Source organism: Pseudomonas sp. 01L34 (assembly GCF_056400265.1).
Window position 1 is genome coordinate 170,812 of record NZ_JBFTSX010000009.1, and the last position, 16,273, is coordinate 187,084.

Below are 16,273 nucleotides of genomic sequence, written 5' to 3' on the forward strand. Positions count from 1 at the left end.
CGATTACTCCTTGGCGTCTTCGGGTTCAGCCGCAACCGGGTGCTGACTGTCTTCAGCCACCGCGCGTTCGATCAGGGCCGACAGGTGCGCACCACGCACGACACTTTCGTCGTAATGGAAGTGCAACTGTGGAACGCTGCGCAATTTCATCTCGCGAGCCAACTGCATGCGCAGGAAACCGGCGGCGGAGTTGAGCACCTTGATGCTTTGCGCGATGTCGTCGCGGCTGTCCTGCCCCATCACGGTGATGAAGATCTTGGCGTGACCGACGTCACGGCTGACTTCAACAGCGGTAATAGTGACCAGCCCGACGCGCGGGTCTTTGACTTCACGACGGATCAGCTGTGCCAGCTCACGCTGCATCTGATCGCCGATACGTTGGGTACGGCTATATTCTTTTGCCATGTCTTGTTACCTGTTACTGCCCCACGGTGAAACCCGAAGGGTCTGAAAGCGGCAAACGCCCGGCCTGACAAAAGCCAGACCGGGCGTTGCGTTTAGAGTCCGACTGATGCGCCGCGCAATTGCATGCGGCTGGCCATCACGGCTCTTGAAGTGCGCGAGTTAGAGGCTGCGAGCAACCTGAACCTTCTCGAAGACTTCGATCTTGTCACCGACTTTGACGTCGTTGTAGCTCTTCACGCCGATACCGCATTCCATGCCGGCACGTACTTCGGAAGCGTCATCCTTGAAGCGGCGCAGGGATTCCAGCTCGCCTTCGAAGATAACGATGTCTTCACGCAGTACACGGATTGGACGGTTACGGTGAACAACACCTTCGATAACCATGCAACCGGCGATCGCGCCAAACTTCGGCGAACGGAACACGTCACGCACTTCAGCGGTACCCAGGATGTTCTCGCGAACATCGCTGCCCAGCATACCGGTAAGGGCTTTCTTGACGTCTTCGATGATGTCGTAGATCACGTTGTAGTAACGCATATCCAGACCTTCCTGCTCGACGATCTTGCGAGCGCCGGCATCGGCACGCACGTTGAAGCCGAACAGTACAGCGTTGGAGGCCAGTGCCAGGTTGGCGTCGGATTCGGTGATACCACCGACACCGCCACCGACCACACGCACTTGCACTTCGTCGTTACCCAGGCCATTCAAGGCACCGTTCAACGCTTCCAGCGAACCACGGACGTCGGATTTGAGGACGATGTTGAGCGTCTTCTTCTCTTCCTGACCCATGTTCTCGAAGATGTTTTCAAGCTTGCCGGCGTGAGCACGGGCCAGTTTGACTTCGCGGAACTTGCCTTGACGGAACAGAGCCACTTCACGGGCTTTCTTCTCGTCAGCAACTACGCTCATCTCGTCGCCAGCGTCCGGAGTACCGTCCAGGCCGAGGATCTCGACAGGGATGGAAGGACCGGCTTCCTTGATTGGCTTGCCGTTCTCGTCGAGCATGGCGCGAACGCGGCCATAGTTCGAACCGACCAGCACCATGTCGCCCTGGCGCAGGGTACCGTCTTGAACCAGAACGGTTGCAACCGGGCCACGACCTTTGTCGAGACGCGATTCAACCACAACACCACGACCAGGGGCCGATGGGGTTGCTTTCAGTTCGAGAACTTCAGCTTGCAGCAGAACAGCTTCGAGCAACTCGTCCACGCCGGTACCGACTTTCGCCGAAACCGATACGAACGGGGTGTCGCCGCCCCACTCTTCCGAAGTCACGCCGTGAACCGACAATTCGCTACGGATGCGATCGAGATCGGCGCCCGGCTTGTCGATTTTGTTCACTGCAACAACCAGAGGTACGCCAGCCGCCTGAGCGTGCTGAACAGCTTCAACGGTCTGCGGCATTACGCCGTCGTCCGCTGCAACCACCAGGATCACGATGTCGGTCGCCTTGGCACCACGGGCACGCATGGCGGTAAACGCGGCGTGACCAGGGGTGTCGAGGAAGGTGACCATGCCGCGTTCGGTTTCAACGTGGTACGCACCGATGTGCTGGGTGATACCACCGGCTTCGCCAGCAGCTACCTTGGCACGACGGATGTAGTCGAGCAGCGAGGTCTTACCGTGGTCAACGTGACCCATTACGGTCACAACCGGTGCACGGGAGAACGTCTCACCTTCAAACTTCAGGGACTCGGCCAGGGAATCTTCCAGGGCGGTGTCGCTGACCAGGGTCACTTTGTGGCCCAGCTCTTCGGCAACCAGTTGGGCAGTTTCCTGATCCAGTACCTGGTTGATGGTCGCTGGGGTACCCAGTTTGAACATGAACTTGATGATTTCAGCAGCCTTGACCGACATCTGCTGAGCGAGATCGCCAACAGTGATGGTCTCGCCGATCTTCACTTCGCGCACAACAGGGCCGGTTGGGCTCTGGAAACCGTGGGCGTTGCGTTTCTTCAGCTTGGCCTTGCCGCGACCACCACGACGGAAGCCATCGCTTTCTTCGTCGGTAGTACGTGGGGCAACGCGTGGAGCAGGCGCTTTTTCCTTGACCGAAGCACGATGTGGAGCGTTTTTGCGCTCGCCATCACCACTGCCACGACGATTGCTATCGTCGGCACGTGGTTTGTCCGGACGACGCTGCTCGTCGCGCTTGCGAGTGTCGGCTGCCGGTGCAGGTGCAGCGGCCACGACCGGGGCGCTTTCACGCACAGGTTCGGCAACTGCAACAGGCGCTGCGACAGCTTCGACAGGAGCGGTTTGCGCAGCAGCAGGCTGGCGACGCGCTTCTTCTTCGGCGCGACGCTTGGCTTCTTCTTCAGCCTTCTGACGTGCAGCATTTTCTACTGCGCGACGTTCTTCCAGTTCGCGCTTGCGCTCGGCTTCGATTTCTTCCGGGCTGCGCTGCACGAAGACTTTCTTCTTGCGTACTTCAACGCTGATGCTTTTGCTGCCAGCAACACGCAGGGTGCTGGTGGTTTTACGCTGCAGCGTGATCTTGCGTGGTTCTTCCACTTTCGCCTTGTGGCTGCTTTTCAAGTGAGTCAGCAAAGATTGCTTCTCACTGTCAGTCACATGTTCTTCGGCGGCGGTGTGCGGCAGACCTGCCTCACGCATCTGCTGCAACAGGCGCTCTACCGGTGTTTTGACCTCATCGGCCAGTTGTTTCACCGTGACTTGCGTCATGCACTTCTCTCCTCAGGCCGCGCCTAATTACTCGAACCAGTGGGCTCGGGCGGCCATGATCAACTTGCCGGCACGATCATCGTCAATGCCGTCGATGTCGAGCAGGTCGTCAATAGACTGCTCGGCCAGGTCTTCGCGGGTAATTACGCCGCGCACCGCCAGTTCCATCGCCAAATCCTTGTCCATGCCCTCAAGCGAGAGCAGGTCTTCGGCCGGATGGGCGTCTGCCAGCTTTTCCTCAGTAGCGATGGCTTTGGTCAACAAACGATCCTTGGCGCGAGCGCGAAGCTCGTTGACGGTTTCTTCGTCAAAGCCGTCGATGTTGAGCATTTCTTCCAACGGTACGTAGGCAATCTCTTCCAGGCTGGTGAAACCTTCATCTACCAGCACCTGTGCCAGGTCTTCGTCGACTTCCAGCTCGTCGATGAAGTTGCGCAGGATGTCGCCGGTTTCTGCTTGTTGCTTAGCCTGGATGTCCGATTCGGTCATCACGTTCAGGGTCCAGCCAGTCAACTGGCTAGCCAGACGCACGTTCTGACCACCGCGACCGATGGCCTGAGCCAGATTGTCTGCGCCAACGGCGATGTCCATTGCGTGGGCATCTTCGTCAACGATAATTGCCGCCACTTCAGCCGGCGACATTGCATTGATCACGAACTGAGCAGGGTTATCGTCCCACAGGACGATGTCCACACGCTCACCGCCCAACTCGCCGGACACTGCCTGGACACGCGAACCGCGCATGCCGATGCAAGCGCCTTGCGGATCGATGCGTTTGTCTTTGGAGCGGACCGCGATCTTGGCACGCGAACCCGGGTCACGGGACGCAGCCATTACTTCGATCAGGCCTTCAGCGATTTCCGGCACTTCGATGCGGAACAACTCGATCAGCATTTCCGGCGCGGTACGCGACAGGATCAGCTGCGGGCCGCGGTTCTCGGTGCGGATTTCCTTGAGCAGCGCGCGCAGACGCACGCCAACCCGGAAGGTTTCGCGAGAGATGATGTCTTCACGGGCCAGCAACGCTTCTGCGTTATTGCCCAGGTCGACGATCACATTGTCGCGGGTGACTTTCTTCACGGTGCCGGAGATGATTTCCCCCAGACGCTCGCGATAGGCATCAACGACTTGAGCACGCTCGGCTTCGCGAACTTTCTGCACGATGACTTGCTTGGCAGTCTGTGCAGCAATGCGGCCGAACTCGATGGATTCGATTTTTTCTTCGACAATGTCACCGACCTTGGCGCCAGGATGCGTTTGCGCAACCTTGCTCGGCCAGGTTTCGATAGCCGGATCGTCCAGATCTGCTTCTTCGACGACCGTCCAGCGACGGAATGTCTCGTAAGCACCGGTGTGGCGATTGATTTCCACACGCAGATCGACTTCGTCCTCGAAACGCTTTTTGGTAGCAGTGGCCAGAGCCAGCTCCAGCGCTTCAAAAATTACGTTTGCCGGTACGCCCTTTTCATTGGATACCGACTCAACAACCAGCAGTACTTCTTTGCTCATCGTACGCCTCGCCTTTCGCAAGCCATTGGATCCGCGGGATCCGCGTCTCAGTCAAAACTGGGAATAATGTTGGCCTTGTCGATCATATCGATCGGCAACAGGAACTCATGGTCTTCAACCTGCACCACGACGTCCTGCTCTTCTACACCGCGCAGAAGGCCCTGAAAGTTGCGTCGACCTTCAAAAGGCGAGCGCAGCTTGATCTTCACTTGTTCACCGGCAAATTTTGCAAACTGCTCAAGAGTGAACAGTGGGCGTTCCATGCCAGGCGAGGAAACTTCAAGGGTGTACTCAACGGAGATTGGATCTTCAACATCCAGCACACCGCTGATCTGGCGACTGACGATGGCACAATCGTCCACCAGCACGCCGCCTTCTTTATCGATATAAACGCGCAACATTGAGTGGCGACCTTGAGCCGAAAACTCAATACCCCAGCATTCATAGCCTAGGGCCACGACCACCGGGGCCAGCAAGGCCTGCAACTCTTCTAGCTTGCTCGACACCTGAACCCCCTCGTGCATGTATGTGCATGCTATGCAAAATAAAAAAATGGGCGAAACGCCCATCCTTGAAACGCCGCCGAATAGCGGCGTTGAAAGTGTCCAGCTAACAAAAAGCCCCTGAAAAGGGGCTCCTTAAACTGGTTGCGGGGGCCGGATTTGAACCGACGACCTTCGGGTTATGAGCCCGACGAGCTACCAGACTGCTCCACCCCGCGACAAAGCTGGGGCGGAAGTATACGACCGATCCCTGACAGGGTCAATGTAACCTTCCACCTACAAGAAAGCCCGCAACAGCGGGCTCTCCTGATAATTGGTACCGAGAAGGGGACTCGAACCCCTACACCCTATGGGCACAACCACCTCAAGGTTGCGTGTCTACCAATTCCACCACCTCGGCAATACTACGTTTGAAACTCTTCTTACTTCTGCTCTTGAGCTGGAGGCACGTCAGTCGCTGGAGTAGCCGACTTTTGCTCTTGAAGCACCGGGACATCATCAGAAGCCGGTTTTTGCTTTGGAACTTCCAACACTGCTGGGTTTGGCAAACCTACTTGAGTCAGCTGGTGAGCTTTCTCTTTAGCAAAGTAACCTAACCCCAAGCTGGTCATGAAGAAACCGGCGGCAAGTATAGCAGTAAACTTACTAAGAAAGGTAGAGGTACCTTGGCTTCCGAACACAGTATTTGAAGCACCTGCTCCGAAAGATGCACCAGCGTCCGCACCTTTACCCTGCTGCAGCAATACCAGAGCAACTACGCCCAACGCACCCAGCAGATGAAAAACGACTACGACTGTTTCCAGCATTTTTTCAGTTTCCCGCGGCGCGACAAATCGCACCGAACTCATCTGCATTCAGGGAAGCCCCACCAATGAGCCCCCCATCGATATCCGGCATGCCGAACAGTTCGGCCGCATTGGCCGCCTTCACGCTGCCGCCGTATAGAAGCCGCACACCTTGTGCGACTTCAGAATTCTCTGCCGCCAACTGGGCGCGAATGGCTGCATGCACATCCTGCGCCTGTTGCGGCGAAGCAGTCAGCCCGGTACCAATGGCCCAGACCGGCTCGTAAGCGATTACTGCCTTTGCAAAAGCACCAACACCCAGCTCCTCGATGATGCTGCCCAGCTGACGCCCGACAACCTCAAGAGTTTTTCCAGCTTCGCGCTGCTCGAGGGTTTCCCCTACACACAACACCGGAATCAAGCCACATGCCTGTGCTGCCGCAAATTTGCGATTCAGCGTCCCGTCGAGCTCGCCCATTATCTGGCGGCGCTCAGAGTGCCCGACAAGCACCAGGGAACAACCTGCATCCACCAACTGACTCGGTGAAATTTCACCTGTCAACGCACCCTGCCCGGATTCAATCGCAGAGTTCTGCGCGCCGACCGAAATCGACTTCCCTTGCAAACCATCAATCACTTGATTGATATACAAGCAAGGCGGGAACACCGCGACATCAACACCGCTCGGCAAGGCCAGATGACGAAGGCCGTCGATCAGCTCAGCGACGCTGGCGCGGGTACCGTGCATCTTCCAGTTACCAGCTACCATAGGGCGACGCATGCTGTACCTCGTCGGTCAAAGTGGGCGCAGATGTTACCCAACACAATCATGGCTGGCAAGCCGAAATCAGGCAGAAACTTCAGTTACTAGTTTTGCCAGCTCTTCGGCGTAATCGCGAACCTGCGTTTCGTCCTCGCCTTCGACCATGACACGCACCAGCGGCTCTGTCCCGGACTTGCGCAACAACACGCGCCCGCGGCCCGCCATCGCTTGAGTGACACGATCACTGGCCTCCTTGACGGTCGGATGCTCGAGCGGGCTCACACCACCGCCAAACCGCACATTGATCAACACCTGAGGGCACTTGCGCAACGCCTGACGCGACTGAGCCAGGCCTTCTGCGCGCCGTTTCAGCGCCATCAAGACCTGCAACGCAGCAATGATCGCATCCCCGGTAGTGGTGTGACTGAAGCAGACAATGTGCCCCGAGTTTTCACCACCCACCAGCCAATCGCGCTCCAGCAACTCGGAGATGACGTAACGGTCACCAACGTTGGCCCGCACAAAAGGAATCGCCAGATCCGCCAGGGCCAACTCCAGCCCCAGGTTACTCATCAGCGTACCGACCACACCGCCCTGCAACTTGCCACGCTCTTGCAGATCGCGAGCGATGATGAACAGCAGCTCGTCACCATCGACGACAGCACCGGTGTGATCAACCATCTGCACCCGATCACCGTCACCGTCGAAGGCGATACCCAAATCGGCGCGCTCGGCCAGCACGGCCGCTTGCAGCGGTGCCATATGGGTCGAACCGCAATTATCATTGATGTTCAGGCCGTTGGGATGGGCTGAAAGCACAACGACATCAGCCCCCAACTCACGGAACACGCTAGGCGCCACTTTATAAGTCGCGCCGTGAGCACAATCGAGCACGATCTTCAGGCCGGCAAAACTGGTGCCGGTGGGAACGCTACTCTTGCAGAATTCGATATAACGGCCCGAGGCATCGTTGATTCGCGACACTTTGCCGATCTTGCTCGACTCAACCACGGTCATCGGGGTGTCTAGCAGCTCTTCGATCATCAGCTCGACTTCATCCGGGAGCTTGGTGCCCTTACCAGAGAAAAACTTGATGCCGTTGTCGTCATGAGGGTTATGCGAAGCGCTGATCACGATGCCGGCTTCGGCGTGAAAGGTCCGCGTCAAATAGGCGATGGCCGGAGTCGGCATTGGCCCCAACAGCATCACATCAGCACCGGCCGAGGTCAGCCCAGCCTCAAGCGCCGACTCGAACATGTAACCGGAGATACGGGTGTCCTTGCCCACGAGCACCTTGCAGGCGCCCATGCTGCGAAATGCCATGCCTGCCGCCCAGCCAAGCTTGAGCATGAAATCAGGAGTGATAGGGTATTGACCGACCCGACCACGAATGCCGTCGGTGCCAAAGTATTTCTTACTCATAAGTACTCCATCTTTCTTATTCAGCTGATTCTACGGCGGCAATCATCCGCACCACGTCGACCGTTTCCGCTACATCATGGACGCGCAATATACGCGCACCTTTGACCGAAGCCAGCGCCGCAAGTGCCAGACCACCATGCAGACGCTCTCCCACAGGTCGATTCAAGGCCTGGCCGATCATGCTCTTTCGCGAAACACCGACCAACAGAGGCCGCCCCAAAGCATGCAGGGCCTCCATATGCTTAAACAAACTTAGATTGTGCTGCAGGGTTTTCGCGAAGCCGAAGCCCGGATCAAGAATGATCCGCTCAGCAGGGATACCTACCGAGGCACACTGAACCATGCGCTCGGCAAGAAACTCGCCGACCTCTTTCGTAACATCCTGGTACTGAGGGTTGTCCTGCATGTCGCCCGGCTCGCCGAGCATATGCATCAGGCACACCGGCAAACCGGTGGCCGCCGCTGCATCCAGAGCACCATCTCGACGCAACGAGCGTACGTCATTGATCAACCCCGCCCCCAGCCTTGCGGTTTCACGCATGACGGCAGGCGTGGAGGTATCGACCGAGATAATCACATCCAGTTCGCGACTGATGCGCTCAACGATAGGCGCTACGCGCTCGAGCTCTTCAAGCGGCGAAACGGCCCTGGCACCGGGCCGGGTCGATTCACCACCGACGTCGATCAGCGTCGCACCGGCCGCCACCATCGCCTCGGCGTGGCGCAGGGCCGCGTCCAGCTGACTGTATCGGCCGCCATCGGAAAAGGAATCGGGAGTGACATTGAGAATACCCATGACATGCGTCTGGGCCAAATCAAGAACCCGGCTGCCGCAAGGCAACCGGGTCGAGGACTGAACAGAAGTCATTTCAAACCTTAAACGTCAGCAGCCGGGCCGCCGATAGGTGTTTCCGGACGCCCATCCTGCACCACCGGAGGCGTGCCGGAAGTGTCGTTGCCGCCAGACCAGTCGCGAGGTTCACGAGGCGTACGACCCGCCATGATGTCATCGATCTGATCGGCATCGATCGTCTCGTACTTCATCAGGGCATCTGCCATCGCATCAAGCTTGTCACGGTTATCCGTAAGGATCTGCTTGGCCGTGCCATAGCACTGGTCAATGATGCTGCGCACTTCGGAGTCGATCAGCTTGGCCGTCTCGCCAGAGAAACTGGCATGCTGACCACCGCCGCCACGACCGAGGAACACTTCGCCCTCTTCTTCGGCGTACATCAATGGACCGAGTTTTTCCGACAACCCCCACTTGGTCACCATGTTTCGTGCTATCTGGCTGGCACGCATGATGTCGTTGGACGCACCGGTGGTGACGCCATCGAAGCCCAAGGTCATCTCTTCAGCGATACGACCGCCGTACAGCGAGCAAATCTGGCTGATCAGTGCACGCTTGGACAGACTGTAGCGATCTTCTTCCGGCAGGAACATGGTCACACCAAGTGCGCGACCGCGCGGAATGATCGACACTTTGTAGACCGGGTCATGCTCTGGCACGACGCGACCGACGATAGCGTGGCCGGCTTCGTGATAAGCAGTGTTCTGCTTTTCTTTCTCGGACATGACCATGGATTTGCGCTCGGCACCCATCATGATCTTGTCTTTGGCCAGTTCGAACTCTTTCATCTCGACGATGCGCTTGCCGGCACGAGCCGCAAACAACGAAGCCTCGTTCACCAGGTTGGCCAGGTCGGCACCGGAGAAACCAGGAGTACCACGAGCGATCACGGCCGGAGCGACGTCGTCACCCATCGGCACTTTGCGCATGTGGACCTTGAGAATCTGCTCGCGACCACGGATGTCCGGCAGGCCAACCACGACTTGACGGTCGAAGCGGCCCGGACGCAGCAACGCAGGGTCCAGTACGTCCGGACGGTTGGTCGCGGCGATGACGATGATGCCGTCATTCATTTCGAAGCCGTCCATCTCTACCAGCAACTGGTTGAGGGTCTGCTCGCGCTCATCGTGACCACCACCCATGCCGGCACCACGGTGGCGACCGACGGCGTCGATTTCATCGATGAAGATGATGCATGGCGCATGCTTCTTCGCCTGCTCGAACATGTCACGGACACGGCTGGCACCGACGCCGACGAACATTTCGACGAAATCGGAACCGGAAATAGTAAAGAACGGTACTTTGGCTTCGCCGGCAATCGCCTTGGCCAGCAAGGTTTTACCTGTACCCGGAGGACCAACCATCAGCACGCCGCGAGGAATGCGACCGCCCAGGCGCTGGAACTTGCCCGGATCACGCAGGAACTCGACCAGCTCGCCGACTTCTTCCTTGGCTTCGTCACAACCTGCAACGTCAGCCAGGGTGGTTTTCACCTGATCTTCGGAGAGCAGGCGCGCCTTGCTCTTGCCGAAACTCATCGGCCCACCCTTGCCACCGGCACCGCCCTGCATCTGCCGCATGAAGAACATGAAGACGGCGATGATCACCAGGATCGGGAAGCTTGCGACCAGGAGTTGAGTCCAGATACTTTGCTGCTCAGGTTGCTTGCCTTCGACCACAACGTGGTTATCCACGAGGTCGCCGATCAGACCGTTGTCCTGGATTGCCGGACGGATGGTCTTGAAGCTGTCGCCATCGTTGCGCTTGCCTGTAATCACGTAGCCATCAACCGCTACGCGCTCGACCTTGCCATCCTTGACCTGCTGGATGAAGTCGGAATAGTTGAGGGTCTGCGGCTCGTTAGGGCTGGAGAAGTTGTTCATCACCGTCACCAGGACAGCTGCGATGATCAACCACAGGATCAGATTCTTTGCCATATCGTTCAATTAACTACCCTCTGAAGCAAGCTCCGCTAATGGCGCGCGCTTCGCATGATATTCACCGGCCTAACTTACTACATTACCTACGGCTCTGGCAGGCGCCGTCTGTAACCCTTTGTGAAACACTTTCTACACAATATTCGCTAATGCACGCGGGGCGAAATATGAAAAACCTATCACCCCGCCAAAAAACCTCGTTTTACTCACTACGCCCGCGGTAACCCCAAGCCAACATGTATTGCTCGCGGGAACTGTCACGGGAAGAGTCTGGCTTGATCATCTGGATCTTGTCGAATTTCCGACGAGCATCCTTCAGGTAAACATCAAACCCTTCGCCCTGAAAAATCTTGATCACAAAATTACCACCCGGCTTGAGTATCCGTTCCGCCAAATCAAGCGCCAGCTCGCAAAGAAACATGGCTTTTGGCATGTCCACTTCAGGCGTACCACTCATATTGGGGGCCATATCGGAAATCACAAGGTCCACCTGCGAATTACCCACAGCTTCAAGGATCCGCGTGAGCACTTCGTCCTCGGTGAAGTCCCCCTGAATGAAAGTCACGTCCGGAATGCTGTCCATTTCCAGAATGTCCGAGGCAATCAGTCGCCCCTGACCACCAATCAGACGACTAGTCACCTGCGACCATCCGCCGGGCGCCGCACCCAGGTCGACAACGCTCATGCCGGGACGGATCAGCTTGTATTTCTCCTGGACCTCCAGAAGTTTGTAACTCGCACGCGAGCGGTAGCCATCCTTTTGCGCCTGCTTCACATAGGGATCGTTGACATGTCTTTTCAGCCAACCAAGGCTTGTCTTGGAACGCGCCATTGGGCACCTCGATGATAAGGGTCGTGATTAATTGGGCGGATCCACGAGCCCTCGGGTAAAATGGCCGCCATTTTACAGAATCCAGACGAAAGGGTCAGATTATGCCGCTCACTCAAGAGCAGAAGAAACAGTACAAGTCCATTGGCCACCATCTGAAACCAGTTTTGATTGTGGCTGACAACGGCTTGACTGAAGGTGTGTTAGCCGAACTTGAACGCGCTTTGGCGGATCACGAGCTGATCAAAATCAAGCTCAACATCCTCGATCGCGAATCGCGCCTGGCAGCCATTGCAGAACTCTGCAAGGCCGGCAAAGCCGATCTGGTTCAGGTCATCGGCAAGATGGCACTGATTTATCGCAAGAACTTCAGCGTCAACAAGCAGTTGTCGAACGTCCATCGCTTCAAGTGATGGCAAGGGTCAAGGGTGTGCTTCGCGCACCCTGACACTCCATCCAGGCACCGGCTGCATCACCAGCACCAGCCCGGAAAACCCCAGGACAAGATAGCTGAACAACTGCCAATGCAGCGCCTGCGGCCAACCGAAGCGTACTGCGAAATACATCGCGCACCCATACAGCGCCATCAGCAGCAGTTGCCCGCGAATATCCCGCCATAGACTGGCAAGACCCTCGGCCTGTACCAGCACCAAAGCCTGAAAAATCACACTCGCTGTGGCGAATCCCACCATCAGCGTATTCAGCGCACCTGCAATTTCGTCGATCAGCAGCGGCGCCAGGCCTATTTGCCCCAGCACCGGCAGCAGACCGATGCGCAACAACCACAAGCCGCCAACCCAGAGCATCTGGGTCAGCTGCCAAAGCATGGCACCCGCACGTAGCGGGCGCCTTCTTTCAGATGTGGCGAACTTCGACAATCTCATACTCGATAACGCCACCCGGCGTTTTGACCGCCACCACATCACCCTCTTCCTTGGCGATCAAGGCACGGGCGATCGGCGAACCGACGGAGATCTTGCCGAGCTTGATGTCTGCTTCATCCTCACCAACGATCTGGTAAGTCACGCTTTCATCGGTCTCGACATTGGCGATTTCGACGGTGGTGCCGAAAATCACCTTGCCGGTGTGCTCGATGGTCGTTACGTCGATGACCACAGCGTTTTGCATGCGGCCTTCAATGTCACGAATCCGCGCCTCGACCATCCCCTGCTGCTCGCGAGCAGCGTGGTATTCGGCGTTTTCCTTCAAGTCACCCAACTCGCGGGCCGTACCGATATCCTGACTGAGTTTCGGACGAACGACCTTGGTCAGATGAGCGTGTTCTTCTTCCAGGGCTTTAGCGCCCTTGACGGTCATTGGGTATTTGATCATGCCTTCAATCCTGCGTGTAGATCCTGCAAGCGGCGCACGGTCTTCTCAGGACCGAACTTCAACGCTTCGCAGATAGCTTCGCCAGCAGCAATAGTAGTGGTGCAGTAGATCTTGTGCTGCAAGGCATTACGACGAATGGAGTAGGAATCAGCGATCGACTGACGACCTTCGGTGGTGTTGATGATCAGAGTGACTTCGTCATTCTTGATCATGTCGACCACGTGCGGACGACCCTCGGTCACCTTGTTCACACGACGCACTTTCAGGCCTGCAGCTTCGATCAGCTTGGCAGTACCGGCAGTGGCGACCACTTCGAAGCCCAAGTTGATCAGATCACGGGCCACGCCTGCAACCAGCGGCTTGTCATCGTCGCGCACGCTGATGAACGCGGTACCACCGGTTGGCAGCACTTCACTGGCGCCCATCTGAGCCTTGGCAAAGGCTTCGCCGAAGGTGTCGCCCACGCCCATCACTTCACCGGTGGACTTCATCTCTGGGCCCAGGATCGGGTCCACGCCAGGGAATTTGGCGAATGGGAACACTGCCTCTTTCACGCTGTAGAAGTTCGGAATGATTTCTTTGGTGAAGCCGATTTCCTTCAGGGTTTTACCGGCCATCACGCGAGCCGCGACCATCGCCAGGGACACACCGATGCACTTGGAGACGAACGGTACGGTACGGGATGCACGCGGGTTGACTTCGATGACGTAGATGTCTTCGCCTTGCAGCGCCAACTGAACGTTCATCAGGCCGACCACGCCCAGTTCCAGGGCCATTTTCTTGACCTGTTCGCGCATCTCGTCCTGGATATGTGCAGGCAGCGAATACGGCGGCAGGGAGCACGCGGAGTCACCGGAGTGGACGCCGGCCTGCTCAATGTGCTGCATGATCGCGCCGATCACCACGTCGGTGCCGTCGCAGACCGCATCCACGTCCATTTCGATCGCGCAGTTGAGGAAGTGGTCCAGCAGCACCGGGCTGTCGTTGGACACTTGAACCGCTTCACGCAGGTAGCGCTTGAGTTCTTCCTCTTCGTAAACGATTTCCATCGCACGCCCGCCCAGTACGTAGGACGGACGAACCACCAGCGGGTAACCGATTTTGGCGGCGGCACGAATCGCTTCGTCTTCGCTGCGCACGGTGGCGTTAGGCGGCTGACGCAGGTTCAGACGCTCAACCATCTGCTGGAAGCGCTCACGGTCTTCGGCGCGGTCGATGGCGTCAGGGCTGGTGCCGATGATCGGCACGCCAGCGGCTTCCAGGGCACGAGCCAGTTTCAGCGGGGTCTGACCGCCGTACTGAACGATCACGCCTTTTGGCTTCTCGACGCGGACGATTTCCAGCACGTCTTCCAGGGTCACTGGTTCGAAGTACAGACGATCGGAGGTGTCGTAGTCGGTGGAAACGGTTTCCGGGTTGCAGTTGACCATGATGGTCTCGTACCCGTCATCGCGCAGGGCCAGTGCTGCGTGTACGCAGCAATAGTCGAACTCGATGCCCTGGCCGATGCGGTTTGGACCGCCACCCAGGATCATGATCTTGTCGCGACCCGACGGCGCAGCTTCGCACTCTTCCTCGTAAGTCGAGTACAGGTACGCGGTGTCGGTGGCGAACTCGGCGGCGCAGGTGTCGACGCGCTTGTAGACCGGGAACACTTCCAGCTTGTGACGATGGGTACGCAGGTTCTTCTCGGTGACGCCCAGCAGCTTGGCCAGACGCTGATCGGAGAAGCCTTTACGCTTGAGGCGGAACATCAGGTCGCGGTCGATAGCGGACAGACCCAGGGTCTTGACCTTCTCTTCTTCCTTGATCAGATCTTCGATCTGCACCAGGAACCACGGGTCGATCATGTTCATGCCGAAGATGTCTTCGACCGACAGGCCCGCGCGGAACGCGTCAGCCACGTACCAGATACGCTCGGCACCCGGCACGGTCAGTTCGCGCTTGAGGATGCTCATGCTTTCCGGGTTGCTCAGGTCGAGCTTCTCGTCCAGGCCGCAAACACCCACTTCCAGACCGCGCAGAGCTTTCTGCAGGGATTCCTGGAAGGTCCGGCCGATGGCCATGACCTCACCGACCGACTTCATTTGAGTGGTCAGGCGTGCGTCGGCTTTCGGGAATTTCTCGAAGGCAAAGCGTGGCAGTTTGGTGACGACGTAGTCGATGGACGGTTCGAAGGACGCCGGAGTCTTGCCGCCGGTGATGTCGTTCGACAGTTCGTCGAGGGTGTAACCGACGGCCAGTTTCGCCGCGACCTTGGCGATCGGAAAACCGGTGGCTTTCGATGCCAGGGCCGAGGAACGGGATACCCGCGGGTTCATCTCGATGACCACCATGCGACCAGTGTTCGGGCAGATGCCGAACTGGACGTTGGAGCCGCCGGTTTCCACGCCGATCTCGCGCAGTACCGCCAGGGAGGCGTTACGCAGGATCTGGTATTCCTTGTCGGTCAGGGTCTGTGCGGGTGCAACCGTGATCGAGTCACCGGTGTGCACGCCCATCGGGTCGAAGTTTTCGATGGAGCAGACGATGATGCAGTTGTCCTTTTTATCGCGGACAACTTCCATCTCGTATTCTTTCCAGCCAATCAGCGATTCGTCGATCAGCAGCTCTTTGGTCGGCGACAGATCCAGACCGCGGGCGCAGATTTCTTCGAATTCTTCACGGTTGTAAGCGATACCGCCACCGGTGCCGCCCATGGTGAAGGACGGACGAATGATGCACGGGAAGCCCAGACGATCGAGAACCGCATTGGCCTCTTCCATGCTATGGGCGATACCCGAACGCGGGCAGTCCAGACCGATGGATTTCATCGCCTTGTCGAAGCGCGAACGGTCTTCAGCCTTGTCGATGGTGTCAGCGTTGGCGCCGATCATCTCTACGCCGAACTTCTCCAGAACGCCTTCGCGCTCCAGGTCCAGGGCGCAGTTCAGGGCGGTCTGGCCACCCATGGTCGGCAGCAGCGCGTCCGGACGCTCTTTCTCGATGATCTTGGCAACGGTCTGCCACTTGATCGGTTCGATGTAGGTGGCGTCGGCCATGGCCGGATCGGTCATGATGGTCGCCGGGTTGGAGTTCACCAGGATGACGCGGTAACCCTCCTCGCGCAGGGCTTTACAGGCCTGGGCGCCGGAGTAGTCGAATTCGCAGGCCTGGCCGATCACGATCGGGCCAGCGCCGAGAATCAGGATGCTTTTAATGTCTGTACGTTTTGGCATGGGTTGTCACTCAAATCCGCAGGTCAGTCGGCAAG

General features: G+C 57.7%; 14 protein-coding genes and 2 tRNA genes. 1 reads left to right on the forward strand and 15 read right to left on the reverse strand.

All coding sequences use genetic code 11. The features are described 5' to 3' along the window. Positions 1–3: 3 nt before the first annotated feature. The 12 genes from rbfA to rlmE all read right to left on the reverse strand — a co-directional run bounded on the left by rbfA (position 4) and on the right by rlmE (position 11,691). Complete coding sequence (gene rbfA / locus AC1DQM_RS25995) at positions 4–405, reverse strand: 30S ribosome-binding factor RbfA (protein ID WP_028939914.1); 402 nt, start codon at positions 403–405, stop codon at positions 4–6. A 159-nt stretch (positions 406–564) separates the two neighbouring features. Then, positions 565–3,090 (reverse strand): translation initiation factor IF-2, encoded by a 2,526-nt coding sequence (infB, locus tag AC1DQM_RS26000; protein ID WP_086945987.1) that lies wholly within the window; start codon positions 3,088–3,090, stop codon positions 565–567. 27 nt (positions 3,091–3,117) lie between these two features. Further along, complete coding sequence (gene nusA, locus AC1DQM_RS26005; protein WP_105340009.1) at positions 3,118–4,599, reverse strand: transcription termination factor NusA; 1,482 nt, start codon at positions 4,597–4,599, stop codon at positions 3,118–3,120. Positions 4,600–4,646: 47 nt separating this feature from the next. Then, complete coding sequence (gene rimP, locus AC1DQM_RS26010; protein WP_007973115.1) at positions 4,647–5,105, reverse strand: ribosome maturation factor RimP; 459 nt, start codon at positions 5,103–5,105, stop codon at positions 4,647–4,649. Between the two features lie 138 nt (positions 5,106–5,243). Next, positions 5,244–5,320, reverse strand: a tRNA-Met gene (locus AC1DQM_RS26015). A gap of 96 nt (positions 5,321–5,416) precedes the next feature. Beyond that, positions 5,417–5,502 (reverse strand) — tRNA-Leu (locus AC1DQM_RS26020). A gap of 22 nt (positions 5,503–5,524) precedes the next feature. Beyond that, positions 5,525–5,908 (reverse strand): preprotein translocase subunit SecG, encoded by a 384-nt coding sequence (gene secG, locus AC1DQM_RS26025; protein WP_018929487.1) that lies wholly within the window; start codon positions 5,906–5,908, stop codon positions 5,525–5,527. 4 nt (positions 5,909–5,912) lie between these two features. Beyond that, a complete protein-coding gene (tpiA, locus tag AC1DQM_RS26030) occupies positions 5,913–6,668 on the reverse strand; it encodes a triose-phosphate isomerase (RefSeq protein ID WP_007933541.1) in 756 nt (251 codons plus the stop codon). A 66-nt stretch (positions 6,669–6,734) separates the two neighbouring features. Beyond that, positions 6,735–8,072 carry a phosphoglucosamine mutase gene (gene glmM / locus AC1DQM_RS26035; protein ID WP_018929485.1) on the reverse strand — a complete coding sequence of 446 codons (1,338 nt, stop codon included), beginning with the start codon at positions 8,070–8,072 and terminating at the stop codon, positions 6,735–6,737. 16 nt (positions 8,073–8,088) lie between these two features. Further along, positions 8,089–8,940 carry a dihydropteroate synthase gene (gene folP / locus AC1DQM_RS26040; RefSeq protein ID WP_477747050.1) on the reverse strand — a complete coding sequence of 284 codons (852 nt, stop codon included), beginning with the start codon at positions 8,938–8,940 and terminating at the stop codon, positions 8,089–8,091. Positions 8,941–8,948: 8 nt separating this feature from the next. Next, a complete protein-coding gene (ftsH, locus tag AC1DQM_RS26045) occupies positions 8,949–10,859 on the reverse strand; it encodes an ATP-dependent zinc metalloprotease FtsH (protein ID WP_018929483.1) in 1,911 nt (636 codons plus the stop codon). A 202-nt stretch (positions 10,860–11,061) separates the two neighbouring features. Next, the gene (gene rlmE, locus AC1DQM_RS26050; RefSeq protein ID WP_007933535.1) at positions 11,062–11,691 is read right to left on the reverse strand and encodes a 23S rRNA (uridine(2552)-2'-O)-methyltransferase RlmE; all 630 of its coding nucleotides are present in this window, start codon (positions 11,689–11,691) and stop codon (positions 11,062–11,064) included. 101 nt (positions 11,692–11,792) lie between these two features. Here rlmE and AC1DQM_RS26055 point away from each other — a divergent pair, with 101 nt between their 5' ends. Next, positions 11,793–12,101 (forward strand): YhbY family RNA-binding protein, encoded by a 309-nt coding sequence (locus AC1DQM_RS26055; RefSeq protein ID WP_007900503.1) that lies wholly within the window; start codon positions 11,793–11,795, stop codon positions 12,099–12,101. A 9-nt stretch (positions 12,102–12,110) separates the two neighbouring features. Here the strand turns inward: AC1DQM_RS26055 and AC1DQM_RS26060 are convergent, their stop codons facing one another. Genes AC1DQM_RS26060 through carB form a run of 3 tightly spaced genes read right to left on the reverse strand, consistent with a single transcriptional unit; the run spans position 12,111 to position 16,238 of the window. After that, positions 12,111–12,515: an MFS transporter gene (locus AC1DQM_RS26060; protein ID WP_477747051.1), complete on the reverse strand. Its 405-nt coding sequence runs from the start codon at positions 12,513–12,515 to the stop codon at positions 12,111–12,113. A gap of 28 nt (positions 12,516–12,543) precedes the next feature. Next, complete coding sequence (gene greA, locus AC1DQM_RS26065) at positions 12,544–13,020, reverse strand: transcription elongation factor GreA (RefSeq protein ID WP_018929481.1); 477 nt, start codon at positions 13,018–13,020, stop codon at positions 12,544–12,546. After that, positions 13,017–16,238, reverse strand: coding sequence for a carbamoyl-phosphate synthase large subunit (gene carB / locus AC1DQM_RS26070; RefSeq protein WP_018929480.1), 3,222 nt, complete (start codon positions 16,236–16,238; stop codon positions 13,017–13,019). The genes greA and carB overlap by 4 nt, the downstream gene beginning before the upstream one ends. Positions 16,239–16,273: the final 35 nt, after the last annotated feature.